Source organism: [Clostridium] aminophilum (assembly GCF_900101295.1).
Taxonomy (GTDB): Bacteria; Bacillota; Clostridia; order Lachnospirales; family Lachnospiraceae; genus Clostridium_R; species Clostridium_R aminophilum_A.
On sequence record NZ_FOIL01000001.1, the window covers coordinates 72,358 to 87,959 of the forward strand.

Annotated in this window: 19 protein-coding genes, 5 tRNA genes and 1 pseudogene; all 25 read left to right on the forward strand. The window is 44.4% G+C overall.

Features of this window, described 5'->3' with window-relative positions; translation table 11 throughout:
• Positions 1–186: 186 nt before the first annotated feature.
• The 25 genes and pseudogenes from BMW41_RS00280 (at position 187) to BMW41_RS00395 (ending at position 15,592) form a co-directional block, all read left to right on the forward strand.
• Positions 187–780, forward strand: coding sequence for a type IV toxin-antitoxin system AbiEi family antitoxin domain-containing protein (locus tag BMW41_RS00280; protein WP_143050769.1), 594 nt, complete (start codon positions 187–189; stop codon positions 778–780).
• Positions 771–1,670 (forward strand): nucleotidyl transferase AbiEii/AbiGii toxin family protein, encoded by a 900-nt coding sequence (locus BMW41_RS00285; protein ID WP_083378696.1) that lies wholly within the window; start codon positions 771–773, stop codon positions 1,668–1,670. The genes BMW41_RS00280 and BMW41_RS00285 overlap by 10 nt, the downstream gene beginning before the upstream one ends.
• Positions 1,661–1,987 (forward strand): hypothetical protein, encoded by a 327-nt coding sequence (locus tag BMW41_RS00290; RefSeq protein WP_143050770.1) that lies wholly within the window; start codon positions 1,661–1,663, stop codon positions 1,985–1,987. Before BMW41_RS00285 ends, BMW41_RS00290 begins: the two co-directional genes overlap by 10 nt.
• A gap of 106 nt (positions 1,988–2,093) precedes the next feature.
• Positions 2,094–2,597 (forward strand): GNAT family N-acetyltransferase, encoded by a 504-nt coding sequence (locus tag BMW41_RS00295; protein ID WP_074647666.1) that lies wholly within the window; start codon positions 2,094–2,096, stop codon positions 2,595–2,597.
• A gap of 35 nt (positions 2,598–2,632) precedes the next feature.
• Positions 2,633–3,520, forward strand: a complete 888-nt coding sequence (locus BMW41_RS00300) for a hypothetical protein (RefSeq protein WP_242870179.1) — start codon at positions 2,633–2,635, stop codon at positions 3,518–3,520.
• Between the two features lie 89 nt (positions 3,521–3,609).
• Entirely contained in the window at positions 3,610–3,744 is a 135-nt protein-coding gene (locus BMW41_RS15105) for a hypothetical protein (protein WP_278280316.1), read from the forward strand.
• Between the two features lie 541 nt (positions 3,745–4,285).
• Complete coding sequence (locus BMW41_RS00305) at positions 4,286–5,500, forward strand: RtcB family protein (protein WP_074647669.1); 1,215 nt, start codon at positions 4,286–4,288, stop codon at positions 5,498–5,500.
• A 43-nt stretch (positions 5,501–5,543) separates the two neighbouring features.
• Complete coding sequence (locus BMW41_RS00310) at positions 5,544–5,798, forward strand: helix-turn-helix domain-containing protein (RefSeq protein WP_074647672.1); 255 nt, start codon at positions 5,544–5,546, stop codon at positions 5,796–5,798.
• Positions 5,799–5,837: 39 nt separating this feature from the next.
• Positions 5,838–5,909 (forward strand) — tRNA-Arg (locus BMW41_RS00315).
• Between the two features lie 4 nt (positions 5,910–5,913).
• Positions 5,914–5,986, forward strand: a tRNA-Glu gene (locus BMW41_RS00320).
• A 4-nt stretch (positions 5,987–5,990) separates the two neighbouring features.
• Positions 5,991–6,063: transfer RNA gene (locus BMW41_RS00325), tRNA-Glu, on the forward strand.
• Between the two features lie 3 nt (positions 6,064–6,066).
• Positions 6,067–6,148: transfer RNA gene (locus BMW41_RS00330), tRNA-Tyr, on the forward strand.
• Positions 6,149–6,153: 5 nt separating this feature from the next.
• Positions 6,154–6,238: transfer RNA gene (locus BMW41_RS14440), tRNA-Ser, on the forward strand.
• A 31-nt stretch (positions 6,239–6,269) separates the two neighbouring features.
• Positions 6,270–6,650: pseudogene (locus tag BMW41_RS00335) on the forward strand (tyrosine-type recombinase/integrase); the annotation flags it as partial.
• Between the two features lie 319 nt (positions 6,651–6,969).
• Positions 6,970–7,293: a helix-turn-helix domain-containing protein gene (locus BMW41_RS00340; protein ID WP_074647675.1), complete on the forward strand. Its 324-nt coding sequence runs from the start codon at positions 6,970–6,972 to the stop codon at positions 7,291–7,293.
• 641 nt (positions 7,294–7,934) lie between these two features.
• Positions 7,935–8,276: an arsenate reductase family protein gene (locus tag BMW41_RS00350; RefSeq protein ID WP_074647678.1), complete on the forward strand. Its 342-nt coding sequence runs from the start codon at positions 7,935–7,937 to the stop codon at positions 8,274–8,276.
• Between the two features lie 50 nt (positions 8,277–8,326).
• Entirely contained in the window at positions 8,327–8,509 is a 183-nt protein-coding gene (locus BMW41_RS00355) for a hypothetical protein (RefSeq protein ID WP_074647681.1), read from the forward strand.
• 132 nt (positions 8,510–8,641) lie between these two features.
• Complete coding sequence (locus BMW41_RS00360; protein ID WP_074647684.1) at positions 8,642–10,087, forward strand: hypothetical protein; 1,446 nt, start codon at positions 8,642–8,644, stop codon at positions 10,085–10,087.
• A 19-nt stretch (positions 10,088–10,106) separates the two neighbouring features.
• On the forward strand, positions 10,107–10,352 hold the full coding sequence (locus BMW41_RS14855; RefSeq protein WP_031471108.1) for a hypothetical protein: 246 nt from the start codon (positions 10,107–10,109) through the stop codon (positions 10,350–10,352).
• A gap of 118 nt (positions 10,353–10,470) precedes the next feature.
• A complete protein-coding gene (locus BMW41_RS00370) occupies positions 10,471–11,409 on the forward strand; it encodes an aldo/keto reductase (protein WP_031471107.1) in 939 nt (312 codons plus the stop codon).
• Between the two features lie 80 nt (positions 11,410–11,489).
• Positions 11,490–12,104, forward strand: a complete 615-nt coding sequence (locus BMW41_RS00375) for a TetR/AcrR family transcriptional regulator (protein WP_074647688.1) — start codon at positions 11,490–11,492, stop codon at positions 12,102–12,104.
• A gap of 61 nt (positions 12,105–12,165) precedes the next feature.
• Entirely contained in the window at positions 12,166–12,840 is a 675-nt protein-coding gene (locus BMW41_RS00380; RefSeq protein WP_074647691.1) for a flavodoxin, read from the forward strand.
• 36 nt (positions 12,841–12,876) lie between these two features.
• On the forward strand, positions 12,877–13,923 hold the full coding sequence (locus BMW41_RS00385; protein WP_074647694.1) for an aldo/keto reductase: 1,047 nt from the start codon (positions 12,877–12,879) through the stop codon (positions 13,921–13,923).
• 11 nt (positions 13,924–13,934) lie between these two features.
• A complete protein-coding gene (locus BMW41_RS00390) occupies positions 13,935–14,696 on the forward strand; it encodes a carboxymuconolactone decarboxylase family protein (protein ID WP_074647698.1) in 762 nt (253 codons plus the stop codon).
• Positions 14,697–15,010: 314 nt separating this feature from the next.
• Positions 15,011–15,592: a hypothetical protein gene (locus BMW41_RS00395; protein ID WP_031471102.1), complete on the forward strand. Its 582-nt coding sequence runs from the start codon at positions 15,011–15,013 to the stop codon at positions 15,590–15,592.
• Positions 15,593–15,602 lie beyond the last annotated feature (10 nt).

The following is a 15,602-nucleotide window of genomic DNA, read 5'->3' on the forward strand; positions in this document are numbered from 1 at the left end:
GGATAGTGTGTTTTTTTAGGCGGTCAAAGACCGCCCTGAGATTAAGCGCTTACGGTCAGCAGGAGATTCTTTCTCTGTTGGCCGTTTTTCTTGACATTTTTCAAGACAGGCGACATACTCTATTTATCAAACTATACAAAAACTGTTGAGAAATTGTATATTAAAATGATAGGAGAGGGTGATTGCATGGGTGAAAGTCTTAAAGCGGTTTTTGACAGGTATGGCGGTCTAATGAGAACTGCGGAACTAAAAAAAGAGGGCTTCTACTATAAGAAAATTCAACATCTGCTGGAAGAGGGTGAGATAGAGCAGGTTAGACGTGGCTACTATCAGTATTCAGGGGAAGATTCCTTTTCGGACATTCCCACTATTACGACACTCTTTCCGGATGGAGTAATTTGTATGGAGAGTGCACTGGATTACTATGGCTATACGGATAGGACCCCGGCGGCGTGGCATCTGGCAGTGGATAATAAGAGCACAAGAACAAGATTCTATATTGATTATCCTATTGTAAAACCACATTTTATTCGTAGTGATCGATATAAGGTAGGGATAGAAGAAGCAGAGATTGATGGTAAGCCTGTAAAGATATATGACAGGGAAAGAACGATTTGTGATCTCCTTCTTCATAGAAACAAAGTTGATGGAGAGGTTTTCAATGTGGCTATCCAGCGATATGTTCAGGATCCTAAGAAGGTGGAGGCACGACTTATGAAGTACGCAAAACTACTTCACGTGGAAAAAAAGGTAAGGGAGGTGCTTGGGGTATGGCTATAAAGAACATGGCGGCATCGGTACTGACGAGATTAAAGAATCAGTCAAAAGAAGAAGGGATTCCATTTCAGATGGTTCTTCAGCTTTTTGCTCAGGAAGAATTTCTGAGAAAACTATCACTTTCCCAGTATGCAGATAATCTGATCTTAAAAGGTGGAATGTTTATCTATACACTTACGGAATTTGATTCGAGACCGACAAGGGACATTGACTTTCTGATAAAGAACTTACATGGAAGTATGGAGAATATTGAGCAGACTATGAGAGATATCTGCAACACCAGTACAGGGAATGATTTCATAACACTGGAGGTTTTGGGTACAGAGGCTATTTCGGTAGATAAAAAATATCCCGGTGTAAAAACTACGTTTATGGGACGTATAGGAAAGGTGAGGATTCCGTTCTCTATTGATGTTGGTATTGATGATATGATTGTGCCTGATCCGATAAAAAGGATGATTATTACAAGATTGCCGGATTTTGTTTCTCCGGAAGTGTATACATATTCGTTAGAAAGCACTATTGCAGAGAAATTTGATGCAATTCTTCAGAGGATGGACGGAACAAGTAGGATGAAGGATTTCTATGACATTTATTATCTGTCGGGGATATTTGATTTTGAAGGAGAGATCCTTATTGAAGCGGTTAAAAGTACTTTGGTTCATCGGAACAGAGAATTGCCGGATGATGTTTTTGCTGAAATTGAAGATTTTAAGAACAGCAACGCGCTGAATACCCAGTGGAAGGCTTTTGATCCGGTAAAAGAATCAGGATTATTATTCGATGATGCACTGGACAGGCTGATAGCATTTCTTGAACCAATTTATCAGACTATACTGAGGGAAACGGATTTTGACAAACGATGGAGCTGCGAGAATAAGATGTGGATGTAAGAAAGGAAACTTTGACAGGGATGTTAAGGACTACAGGAAGCAAAAGAGTATCAGTTATTATTCAGGATAAAAAAGGACGATATTTGATAGCAGAAAAGGCTGGCGTGGAAGAGGAGCCTATTGAATTTCCAAGTTTTTCTTGTAAAGATGCAAAACTTCCGGAAGGAGATGAGGGAATCAAACTGGTAACGGAAGGAATTAAAGAGGTTATAGGAATTGAAATTAAAAATCCCAAGCTAATTGAAACCTTCTTTGATGATGAATATCCGTTTTATTATTATATTTTCAGAGTTGTGCTTCGGTTGGCCGAAAAATAGCACATACGCTGTCAATCATAGCACTTAAGATGATCTGGAGGGACTCTCCAAAAGTGATATCTCAGACCGTGGTACATCATATAAGCCCTAAAGGAGTATAGGAACAATGAAGTTCAAGTTAATACCGATAGAAGAAAGTGACCTACCTGTATTTAAGAAGGATATGCAAGAATCATTTAAGATTGGTGCAATGGCCTGGGAAGAGGATATGGATGAAGAAATACTACCTGAGTCACATATCAACAAGTCACTGAACACGAAGGGTTCGGTGGCTTATAAAGCTATCGTGGATGGGGAAATGGTTGGCGGCGCAATAATCGTTATTAATGGAAACAGAGGGCATCTGGATTTTCTGTATGTAAAGAATGGAATTCAAAGCAAAGGCATCGGTCAAATGATTTGGAATACCATTGAAGAAAGACATAAGAATGTAAGCTGTTGGGAGACATGTACACCTTATTTTGATACGAGGAATCTGCATTTTTACATTAACCGTTGCGGTTTTAAAGCAGTTGAATTTTATAATCCGAAGCATATGGACCCAAATGCACCGGAAGGTGATGATGGAGAGGATTTGTTTTTCAGGTTTGAAAAGGAGATAAAAGAATAAGCATATGACCTGGGAAGAGTAGTATGAGAAGTTCTATGATTGGGCTGAGAGTACTCGGATTAAAAAGCTATCTTCGGTATATGCGTTTGGCAAGTCTGAGGAAGACCCGATATGGTTCGATCAGGTTGCCGGAATTGGATATACGGTGGCACAGCATATTACTATCGTTATGCAGCGTGAAGGTTTTGTGGACAGGAATTCTGAAACCTGGAAAGTTGTTTTTCACCGGGAGTTATATCGGGAGTTACAGGAGAAAAGAAATAGTAATGATTAAGCATTTTAAAGAAGTGAATGGATTGTATATCGACAAGATATATGGTCAGGAAAGACTTGGTTTTGCACATACAGATTCCAGCGATCTATTTGATTTGGTGGAATGGGCGGAACAAGGTGGATATCCGGGGTCAGTGATTAAATTCTATGACCTTAAGACTGGGGATGTCTACACACCTTTTCAAAAGAAAAAGGATGTTATGTACGGAAATCCGGTGTATCTGAAAGGATATTACTACTTTCTGCAGGCAGACAACAATGCAGGCATTGTGACGATATATAAGTATTTGCCGGATGAGGAACCAAAGCCTGTTGCAGAGTTTAATATACAGGAAGTGAATCTATACAATCTTATGATTGTAGGCGAAGATGTTCATTTGATCTCACAGGACAACAATGTTTTCAATTGTTACTATCCGGAAAAGTTTTCATTTAAGTTGCAGCCAAATGAAAGTGTTTCCGTTATCTCTGATGGAAAGGTATACCTTGAAGCGTGGATTGAGGAAGGTTGGGACGATGAGAATGACAGAGCTTCTGAGGATTATAAGTACTATGACAAGGTTATAGTAAAAGATTTTGAAGGTAACACGCTCTCTGAAGAAGTAGGTTCAATCTATCAGGCACCGGATGGAACATATTGGATAGCGTAAGAAAATAGGCTGGCGTTTTTAACGTACACCTCATGCAGTAACTTATAATCAGAAATTTAACTAAAGCTGATTGTAAGGAGGAATACCGCATGAAACATATCGTTGTTGATTTGGAAATGAATAACATTCGTCAGAAGTCTGAAGCGCGCAGAATATGCACGATGGAAACTATAAGCTTGTGGTGGGGTGTCATGATGCTACAGGCGGCTATCACGGGCAGATGATGATGTCTAGAATGTTTGGCGGATCTGATTTTGATGAAGAATAACAAACAGGTTTTTATACCACAGGTATAATGACAACTAAAGCAATCAGTGTTATCATACGAAATATAAAGAGATGAGCGGAGCACAAGAAGCATGCTCCCGGAAAGGATAAAACAGAAATGGCAACAATGAATCGTTTATATAGTCTGTATAGTGATCGCCTTGAATCTGCCCTCGAAAAACGCGATGAGAGTAGAGTTCTTTTCATGCGCTCATATAAGACTAAGCATATGCGAGAAAATGTTGCTTTCGCAAGGATCCAAGAGTAGTAATAGGATCATAGCAGATAGATAAACATGTTTTGCAAACCGCTTACCTTGTATGAGGCAGGCGGTTTTTTTATGCTCCGTTAGCTTAGTTGGTAGAGCACCGGACTTTTAATCCGACGGTCGGGAGTTCGAGGTCTCCGCTCCGCTTCGGTCGTCGCAAAGCCGACGTCCACCGGACGTCGTGCGACCTGCGGGGCATTGTTCAATGTATTGAGAGAAAGGAAATGACAATGGACGTATTAGAGATTAAAGGAAAAGTGAATACAGCAATCTGTTACGCCAGAGTTGTTGAGGATGAGGCGATAGAGCAAATCAGACGTATGTGTGATTATGCCATGACAGAAGGCTCCAAGATTCGTATCATGCCTGATGTCCACGCCGGTAAAGGTTGCACTATAGGAACCACAATGACAATTACAGATAAGGCAGTTCCTAACGTTGTTGGCGTAGATATCGGATGTGGAATGTACACAGTAAATCTTGGTAAAGGAGATATCGATTTTGAAAAAGTTGATGAGGCTGCACACTTTATTCCGTCAGGTATGAATGTATGGGAAGGTCGCCAGGAGAGATTTGATTTGACAGGTCTTGCATGCTACAGAGAACTGAAAGACGCAAAGCGTTTAGAGAGAGCTTTGGGAACGTTGGGAGGCGGAAATCATTTCATCGAAATTGATGAAGCAGCTGACGGAACCAAATATCTGGTCATCCACTCCGGATCCCGAAATCTTGGTAAGCAGGTGGCAGAGCTTTATCAGAGACTGGCAATCAATCTTAATAGAGGTTATGGCGAGTATTTGGAGAAGCGTGATGAAATCATAAGAACTTACAAGGAGCAGGGACGTAAAAATGAAATACAGGAGGCATTAAAACAGCTCCATTGGCAGGTTTATGAGAGTGAAACCAGTATGCCGGAGGACCTTTGCTATCTGGAAGGTAAATATCTGGAAGATTATCTTCACGATGTAGAAATTTGCCAGGCCTTCGCAAGACGAAGCCGTGAAAAGATGGCGGAGATTCTGATAGCGCGCACAGGAATGACAGCAGGCGAGAGTTTCCACACCATTCATAATTATATTGATACAGATGAAATGATTTTAAGAAAGGGTGCAATAGCAGCTCATAAAGGTGAGAAAGTGCTGATTCCAATTAATATGAGGGATGGAAGCGTGCTTGCAGTCGGAAAAGGAAATCCGGAGTGGAACTATTCAGCTCCACACGGTGCAGGAAGAATCATGTCCAGAACAAAAGCTAAGTCAAACCTTAGCATGGACGAGTACAGAGAAACAATGAAGGGTGTTTACACCACTTCTATTAACAAGAATACATTGGACGAAGCACCGATGGCCTACAAGAGTCTTGAAGACATCATAGATGTGATTAAAGAATCTGTAGATATCATCGATGTAATGAAACCTATTTACAATTTCAAGGCATCCGACTAAGGAGCAACCTGTTCCGGTCGGTATGCCGGAACAGGAGGATAAAATGATTACTTTACCTGCCATTGATATGGTGGCAACAGGAAGAAATATTCAGGTGATGAGACAACAGGCAGGATTGTCCGTGAAGGATTTGCAGGACTTTTTTGGTTTTGCAACACCTCAGGCAATTTACAAGTGGCAGCATGGTGTGGCTATGCCTACCATCGATAACCTAGTTGCATTGGCTATGATTTTTGGAGTATCCATGGATGACATCATAGTTGTTGATGCTGATGCAAGAGTGCAGATTAGCGCTTGAAGAAAACAGAATAGGAGCCGGGGATAACGGCTCCACTATGCTCGTATAGTTCAATGGATAGAATGATCGGCTACGAACCGATTGATTCAGGTTCGAATCCTGGTATGAGCACTACGGTCCCCTAGTCTAAAGGTTAGGACACAGCCCTTTCAAGGCTGGGATGCTCGGTTCAAGTCCGGCGGGGATCATCCTGCCCCTTCGTCTAATGGTTTAGGACGGCAGCCTCTCAAGCTGCAAATGTCGAGTTCGAGTCTCGCAGAGGTCATATGGGTAGGTCGCATAGTGGCAATTGCAGCGGACTGTAAATCCGCCGACTTCGGTCTACGTCAGTTCGAGTCTGACTCTGCCCACTTATGTTTGCGTGTCCGAGTGGTCGATGGTGCCTCCCCGCTAAGGAGGTGTGCGGCAACGCACCGGTGGTTCGAATCCACCCGCAAACGCTTTTAGACAGCAGTTTTATAATTGTTTGGCGGTCTCAACGAACAGATCATAGATGGAATGAGCGGCTTTGTGTTTCAGAATGCAGATGGCCGTGTACCGAATCCGCAGACAGTGAACCGTACCATCAAGAGAATTGTGGAGACCTACAATTCCGAAGAGCTGTTAAATGCGGCAAAGGAAAAGAGAGATCCGGAACTGATTCCTAACTTCTCATGTCATGTTCTGAGACATACCTTTGCAACCAGGCTCTGTGAGGCGAAGCGCAACCTGAAGGTGATCCAGTCCGTGATGGGGCACAGAAACATCGAAACTACCATGGACATCTATGCGGAGGCAACAGAAGAAAAGAAGCAGGAAACATTTGAAGGCTTGGCAAGCTGGACAATTTGTTTTAGAAAGTGGGGGATTTAACTTCTTATACCAAGCTGAAATATTCGCGCTTGCTGATTAACAAAATCAGATGTTTAATTTACCTAAACATACGCAAAATATACATAAATGCGGAGGTTTGGGAAATGCTATATACATATGAGGATGCTACATCGGTTTAGAAAGAAATATTTTTAATATGGCACTCATGATAAAGGAGACGAGAGTCAGTCCTAGAGACGCGTGAGAAAGATAATCGGCGAAAGCTGTTACTTTCTTGTGAGTCTCTTTTTTATGTACTTTTATCTGGGACTAAAAAAGCACATCCCTTTTTCCGGTTATCCGCCGGAAAGAGGAAAATATGAACAGAGAACTTGATACCATCGGAAAGAGAATCAGAGCATGCAGGAAGGATATGGGGTATAGTCAAGAGACACTGGCGGCCATGCTTTATATGAAGAAAACCACTATCTGCAGATATGAAAAGGACGAGCATGATATTCCGTCCAGCATCATCGTAGATCTGGCGAAGGCGCTGCAGACAACTCCGAACTATCTGCTGATGGGTGAATCTCATGAGGATTCCTGGGAGGAAGAGGTGATTCGGATACTTGATTGGATCAAAGATCCGGCTATGAGGAAGCTCGCAATCCGGCAATTACAGTGTATTGCGGACATGATTTGAAGATCAAAATTAAAGTAAATGAACACATGAAGCGCGTTGGTGTGAGCGTTTACTTTAAAAAGAGGTATATTTTAGAAAAAGGGTACCTATACCCAAAATCTAAAATAGCAATTGCGAACGGAGCAATATAGAATTATATGGTTTTGAATATATCGTTCACACCTAAAGCGGGTGTCAGAAAATGACACATATAAGTGAAGCGAATATAGTGGAAAGAGTATCTTCCAGATTAATAGATTAAAGGGTTAATGATTATTAGCTGATGATACGAGAAGTAAGAAAAGAAGATTTGGAAGCACTTTTGGAACGGTATCTTTACTTACATGAAGATAGTATTCCCAAGCATGATGAACATCTTGAAAAAACATGGAATCAGATCATTGAAGATCCGAATCACCATCTGATTGTAAATGAGATTGATGGTCAGATTATATCTTCCTGTGTTTGTGTAATCATCCCGAATTAAACAAGAAATGCTGACAACATCTGAAGCCAAGAATCAGTTTAGACTTTGTGCATATGGCGCCCTCCGACGGCCTCCTTGGCGGAGCTAAACGGCCACGATGCGTTACACACGGCCAGCCAGTCAGGAAGATGTTATGCCGCGAAAGGCTCTTGACATGAGTAGCATGGGAGGACATATGAATATACAAATCTTTGGTACGAAAAAGTGCAATGATACGAAGAAAGCAGAGCGTTTCTTCAAGGAGCGCGGCATCAAGTACCAATTTATCGATATGAAAGAAAAAGGCATGAGCAAGGGGGAATTTACCTCAGTGGCTCAGGTAAACGGCGGTGTGGAGAATATGATAAATCCGGATGCCAGGGATAAAGACACACTGATGTTGATTAAATATACCGCGGATGAAGACAGGTTGGAAAAAATTCTTGAAAACCAGCAGGTAATCAAAACACCGGTTGTCAGAAACGGAAAGCAGTCTACACTGGGCTATCAGCCGGATGTTTGGAAAAAGTGGAAATAAACGGATACCTACGCGAAGTTTAAGTATGCTGTTGCCAAAGAGCAGGACGTATGATCATAGGCCGGGTAGCGGAACTGGCTGAGAGACATGGTGTGACCATGACGGAGGAAGCTGGATCAAAGCAGGAATGCATCAGAAGAAAAGACTGCCAAAAGCAGCCGGAGTCTGCCGCAAGCAAAGTTACGCTGTCCGGTCATAACTGCGGGCTTGACACCGGGCAGTTGTTTGCATAGTGTAAAAGAAAGTAGAGGACAGCCGAAAACTGGCGCACTGAAACAAACCATCACTGATTTATGATTTTTATGAGGAGGCTGCAATTGATTTCCATATTTCCAAAAGAAGAAATCCCAGGAACAATAAGAAAAGTGTTTGAACTTGAACCGGAGGTGTTTATCAAGGCAAGGGATTTTTATCACCGGAACAAGGATATGCGTCATCATAAGGTTGTCGTTTATGATAATGGCGAGCCGGTTTTCTGTTTCGGATGGAACAAGAATAATCCGACGAATCTGGATCCGGATGATCCCAAGGTTCAGATGCATCTTTCAAATTACTGGGATTATTCAACCTCTGATGAAGGTCTGGATTATTCCTATGTGGATCGTTACCAGCTGATGATTTTTGAGGAACTTGAAGAATACAGCTACCATTCCGCCCGAATCGTGCAGGCGCATAATCCGCAGATTGTGATCGTATTTTTGGATAAATATGCATCATTTTTCTTTTCGGAAAATGAAAAGCTGGTTATCGCGGACAGCGAAGAAGCGTTGTATAAAAAGCATCCCGAATTTAAAGAGCTTAGGACGATCCGGGCCTTTCCCGAACTCAAATGGGACGTACAGGGGGTTTTCATGGGGAAGGTTCCAAGCTACACAATCATGAGCAGTTTGTATTGGCTCAAGAGGGAATTCTATTACGGCCCCGAGAATCCGGACAAGACCTTCTACCTGATAAAACAGCCTGTAAAGGAAAACGGCCTTACCGCTGTGATTAACAATGTGATCGGGGTCAAGCAGAAAATCCGAAGTCTCCGTCCGGAGTTCATCCCGGTCGTTGATCTTGGTATTGCCGGGGATCCCAATCAGTTCGCCGGAGTAAGCGGAGAAGATGTATGGGGGATGTTTTTTGAACAGATTTCCGAATATACTCTGCAGGAGGTTTATAACTCACAGCATGTTATCCTGGATCAGAATTCAAACCTGACACTGAATCCATATATGACCGAGTTTACATTTTCCAATCAGCGGGCAGAGCTGGTTTACGGAAAAGATCTGCAGTACCGTCGGGATGTGATTGAACACACCAATGAAGTGCTTGATGCGGTATTTCCCAAAGACAAAAAACGTATCCTGGCGGTTGTTGTCAGAGGAAGCGATTATCTGATCCCAAGAACTTCAAAGTATGTACCGCACGGTCTCTCAGCCCGGGAAACCCTTGACAAAGCAATAAAATATGTGGATGAAAAGGGCTTCGATTTCGTATATCTGGCAACGGAGGAGCAGGGGATTCTTGAACTGTTTACCGGCAGCGCACTAAAGGACAGGCTTATTTTCACGAAACAGAAGCGTATTGACTTCCGCAAGGAAGAATATCAGGATAAGCTTTTGCTTGAGGTCTTTGCGGATGACCATGAGGATGATCCTATTGCGAGAACCCTTGATTATATCGCGACTCTTGAAGGACTGACGCGCTGTGACGCTCTTCTGGCAAATGTTACCTGCGGCGCTGTCACTTATGCGCTTGGAAGAGGGACCACTTATGAATTTGTTGACGTGAGTAAAATCGCAGACGGAATGCAAAGCGCCAGATAACGTCTGCTGTCAGCTCCTTATGACGGGATATCCGAATCAGGAAGGACGGATTCATGTGATTCCTGTCTATGAGAATCCTGTGGTGCTGCTTCCTTATACTTTGGGGGATTCAAGCTACAGAGACAATCTTCATTCCATCTGGGCCGGACAGGAGTTGTACCGAAAGGGAAATACGCAGGAAGAGTTTTACAACATTCTGCAAAAGAATATGCAGCCGGTGTATGACTCCGCCAGACGTCAGGGGTATGAGATCTGGAACCGGTGAAATGCGATATGCAGGAGCGGGGCCTGCATATTTTTTAATTCACGGTTGACACGGAGTCAATTCGATGTTATGATCCAACCAATAACTGACACAGTGTCAACAGAAAGGAGCAGACAGTATGGCAAATTCATTACCTAAGATTGCACTTGGCGCATGGGCATGGGGCAACGATGGAACGTTTGGAGATCACCTGACAGCGGATTCTCTGAAACCGATATTTGATGCCGCAATGAAGGCGGGCCTCAATCTCTGGGACACCGCTTATGTATATGGCATGGGAACATCTGAGAAGATTCTGGGACGTTTTCTGAAAGATTATTCCAGAGATTCCTACATCATATCGGACAAATTTACGCCTCAGTGTGCCGACTATTCTTCGAAGACACCGGTTGAGGATATGCTGAAGACGGAATATCAGATGCTGGGAATCGGCAACATGGATATTTACTGGGTACATAATCCTGTGGATGCTCCAAAGTGGATCGCAGAGGTGGCAAAGTATTTCGAAGGAAAAGCCGATGTTCCGGTGATCGGTGTATCCAATCACAATCTTGCCGAGATCAAAGAAGCAGACGAAATACTGAGAGCGCATGGTCTCCGGCTGGGCGCGGTACAGAATCATTACAGCCTGCTCAACCGGTCCTCCGAGGATTCCGGTATTGTTGAGTACTGCAGAGAAAACGGCATTTCGTTCTGGTCGTATATGGTTCTGGAGCAGGGCGCGCTTTCCGGAAAATATGATACCGGGCATCCGATGCCGGCAGGCTCCGGACGGGCGGAAACGTATAATCCGGTACTGGACAAACTCGAGATCATGAATGCCAGGCTGCAGGAAGTGGCGGATAAGTATAAAGTATCCCCTGCGCAGATACCGGTGGCATGGGCAATTGCAAAAGGAACACTGCCCATTATTGGTGTGACAAAGGTTGAACATGTTGAGGATGCAGTGAAAGCATGCCGTGTTGAACTGACACCGGATGAAATGAAGATGCTTGAGAATACGGCAGACAGTCTGGAATTGAACCTGATCCGTATGTGGGAAAAGAAGATGGAATGATTTTTTGCTCCGGGATTGACTGTGTGTCAACAGGAAGCTAATATAAAATGCATTGATACACAGTTATGAGGAGACGGATTATGGCAGTAGAACTGAAAGAGACCATTGACAAAAGAAGAGAGGAAATCATGGATGCCTGCGAAAAACTATATGAAACATTGGGTTTTCAAAGCATTAACATAAAGGTGATCAGCACGGAAACCAGCTTTTCCAGGCCATCCATTTACAATTATTTTCAGACGAAAGAAGAAATCTTTTTAGGTCTTCTGACACGCGAATATATGAAGTGGAATGATGCCCTCAAAAACATCACGGACAAAGATTCCGTTATGGATCGGGATGCTTTGGCCGGAGCGATCGCAAAATCAATGGAGGAACGAAAAACGCTTCTGAAGATTTCTGCGATGAATCTGTACGAAATAGAGGAAAACAGCAGGGATGAACTGCTTGTAGAGTATAAGAGGATTTTTAAGAGGACGATAGAACTGTTTGATGAATGTCTGAAAAAGCATCTCAAAGTGTCCGAGCAGAAGAGGGAACAGATACGATATGCATTCTTTCCCTATATGTACGGAATCTACCCGTATGCGTATCCCACAGAAAAACAGATATCGGCAATGGATGACGTGAAACTGTCCCATCGGGATGTGACGGTTTACGAAATGACCTGTCAGTTTTTAAAGCTGGTTTTATGAATGAAGTCGGAGGGAAGTCTGAGAGAAGTTTGAAAGAAGTCCGAAAGAAGGAGGTTGTCGGGTGAAAAAAATAGTTTCCGTGCTGTTGATCGCGTTGTTTGCGATGTTGGCGGTTATGGGGTGTTCGAGCCGGTCAGCGGACAAAGCTGCTGTCAGTTCAGCTTCCGCAAATATGAGTGAACAAGAGATCTCAAAAGAAGCAGCGAATCCGAAAACAGAAAAAAACGTTGGTACAGTACAGGAAAGCAATGAGAAAAAAGTGCTGGTGATTTATTTTTCAGCAACAGGTACCACAAAGCGGATTGCGGAAAGAATCGCTTCGGTCACAGGAGCGGATTTATGCGAGATTGTCCCGAGGGAACGGTATCGTGATGCCGATCTCAACTACAATGACAAGAGCAGCAGAACGACAAGAGAGCAGAATGATCCGTCGGTAAGACCGGAATTTGAAGACATCGGGATTGATGTTGAACATGATTATGAAACGGTTTTTCTTGGATATCCGATTTGGTGGGGGGAAGAACCGAGAATCATGGATACGTTTGTAGAGAGTTATCGTTTTGAAGGAAAAACGATCATACCGTTCTGCACTTCGGGAGGAAGCGGTATCGAGAAAAGCCGTGATAACCTTGCAGAAAAAGCAGGATCCGGCACATGGCTTCCGGGCAGCCGATTCGGCGCGGGTGCATCGGATGATGAGCTCGTGAAATGGATCGGGAAACTTGGAATTGGATAATCGTCGAAGTGTCAGACAGAAGCAGGAGGCATGACGATGAAGTATACAAAACTCGGGAATTCGGAATTGAATGTTTCACGCATCTGCATGGGCTGTATGGGATTTGGCGACGCGTCAAGAGGGCAGCACAGCTGGACAATCGATGAGGAGCATTCGAGGGAGATCATTAAAAGAGGTCTGGAACTCGGAGTGAATTTCTATGATACGGCGATCGCTTATCAGAGCGGAACCAGTGAGCAGTATGTCGGGCGTGCACTCAGGGATTTCGCAAAGCGCGAGGATGTGGTTGTTGCCACCAAATTTCTTCCAAGGACACCGGAGGAGATGGAAAAAGGGATCACGGGACAGCAGCATATCGAGAACATGATGGATACAAGCCTTCAGAACCTTGGCATGGATTATGTGGACCTCTATATTTATCACATGTGGGACTGGAATACGGACATTTACGATATCATGGATGGCCTGAACCGAATTGTGAAAGCGGGAAAGGCAAGATATATCGGAATTTCAAACTGTTTTGCATGGCAGATTGCAAAGGCCAATGCGCTGGCGGAAAAGGAAGGGTTTGCAAAATTTGTCTCGGTCCAGGGGCACTATAATCTGATCTTCCGGGAAGAAGAGCGTGAGATGGTGCCGTATTGTGAAGAAGAAAATATCGCGCTTACCCCGTACAGTGCACTGGCAAGCGGAAGACTCTCCAGAAAGCCCGGGGAAGGTGATACCAGGAGAGCAGCCGAGGATACCTATGCGAAGTTTAAGTATGATGCGGTCAAAGAACAGGACCGTGTGATCATAGACCGGGTAGCGGAACTGGCCGGGAGACATGGCGTGACCATGACGGAGATCTCGCTGGCCTGGCTTCTGACCAGAGTGACGGCACCGGTTGTCGGAGCGACAAAACGTTCCCACATAGAAGACGCAGCCAGGGCCGACCGGTTGGAATTGACCGGCGATGAGATCCGGTATCTGGAAGAGTTATACGTACCGCATCCGCTTGCCGGTGTGATGGCTCAGAACGGGAGAAGTGACGCGGCAAAGAGACATGTATGGTCGACAGGAGATCAGAAGATCGGAAAGTGAGGAAAACGGCAATGAGAGAGAAAATAGTCCAGACAGCGGGACGAGATCAGCTCGGTGAGTTTGCGCCGATGTTTGCCCATCTGAATGATGATGTGCTCTTTGGCGAGGTGTGGAATGCAGAAGCCATTGATGTGAAGACCAAATGCATCATTACGGTCGTTGCTCTAATGGCATCGGGGATCACGGATTCCTCTCTGACATACCATCTTCAGAATGCGAAGGCGCATGGAGTCAGCCGGGAAGAAATGGCAGCGATCATAACCCATGTCGCGATGTATGTTGGCTGGCCGAAGGGCTGGGCGGTATTCCGCCTTGCAAAAGAAGTATGGAAGGAAGAAGTGCCGGAGCTCACGGAGAAGGACAGATACCAGAATACGATCTGTTTTCCGATCGGCGAGTCAAATCCTTACGGACAGTTCTTTGTGGGACAGAGTTATCTTGCTCCTGTTTCAACCGAGCAGGTTGCGGTGTTCAATGTGACCTTTGAGCCCGGATGCAGAAACAACTGGCATATTCATCACGCAAAGACCGGCGGCGGTCAGATGCTTATTTGCATCGGAGGAAGAGGTTATTACCAGGAGTGGGGAAAAGAAGCCGTTGCGATGACTCCGGGTACGGTGATCCATATTCCCGCGGAAGTAAAACACTGGCATGGAGCGGCACCGGACTCCTGGTTTTCTCATCTTGCGGTTGAAATTGACGGGGAAGAAACAGCCAATGAGTGGTGTGAACCTGTGTCAGAAGAAGAGTATTCTAAGGCTGCAGAGCGGTAACGCGCAAAGTCCGCGGGGCTCCCCTCAGGACTGAGGGGATGGGGAGCCGAAGTCCGCTTGCGGACTTTGTTCGAAAACGGAAGAAGGAAACGGAAGCGTCAGTCTGTGTCTGTAACAAGGCACCGGTCTGGCGCTTTTTCTGCGCCCGGTTAAGCCTTTGGAATCGATCGGGCAGTGCACAGCATACAATATCGGGCGGAAAGTTTTCGCAAAATTGGTAATTTTTATTTTTGTTTTTAGAAAATGTGATTTACAATAGAATAAAGAAGATAATGTATTTTCCGGCAGTTTGTATGTGAAACGGGAGGATCGCGATGAAGTTATCCGGCAAGAATCTGGGAAAATCCCCTGAGAAAATAACGAATTATATACCCGTGGCGACTCCGTCCATATGGCTTTCCATCGCCACACTGCTGGTCTTTCTGGGGGTGGTACTGATATGGGGGAATGTCGGGAGAGTACCGTTAAAGCTGACAACTACCGGCGTTGGATATAATTACGATCACCGGACAGAAAAGGACGAGTTAACCGAAGCGATGATTGAAAGCGGAGATTACGACGTCGATACTTTTCTGTGTCTCGTGAATCCGAATCAGATAACGGGCGAGATCATTCACGACAAGCCGGTTAACGTGATTCTCAGAGACGGCAGGCGAATCAGGGGACGTACGGAGCTGGTATACACGGTACCTTTAAATTCAAAAGAAGTGATGAAGACGTTGGAGGAATTGAACTTTACAACGGATTGGGAGCAGAAAAGCCTTGACCTGGGGGATTACAGATACATAGTGGATGTGACGATCGATGAGAAACTGCCGGTCATGTCATACGGAGAGCCGGCAGAGATCGTGATCGAATATGATACCGTTCCGCCGATTCATTATCTGTTCCGATAGATTATCCCAA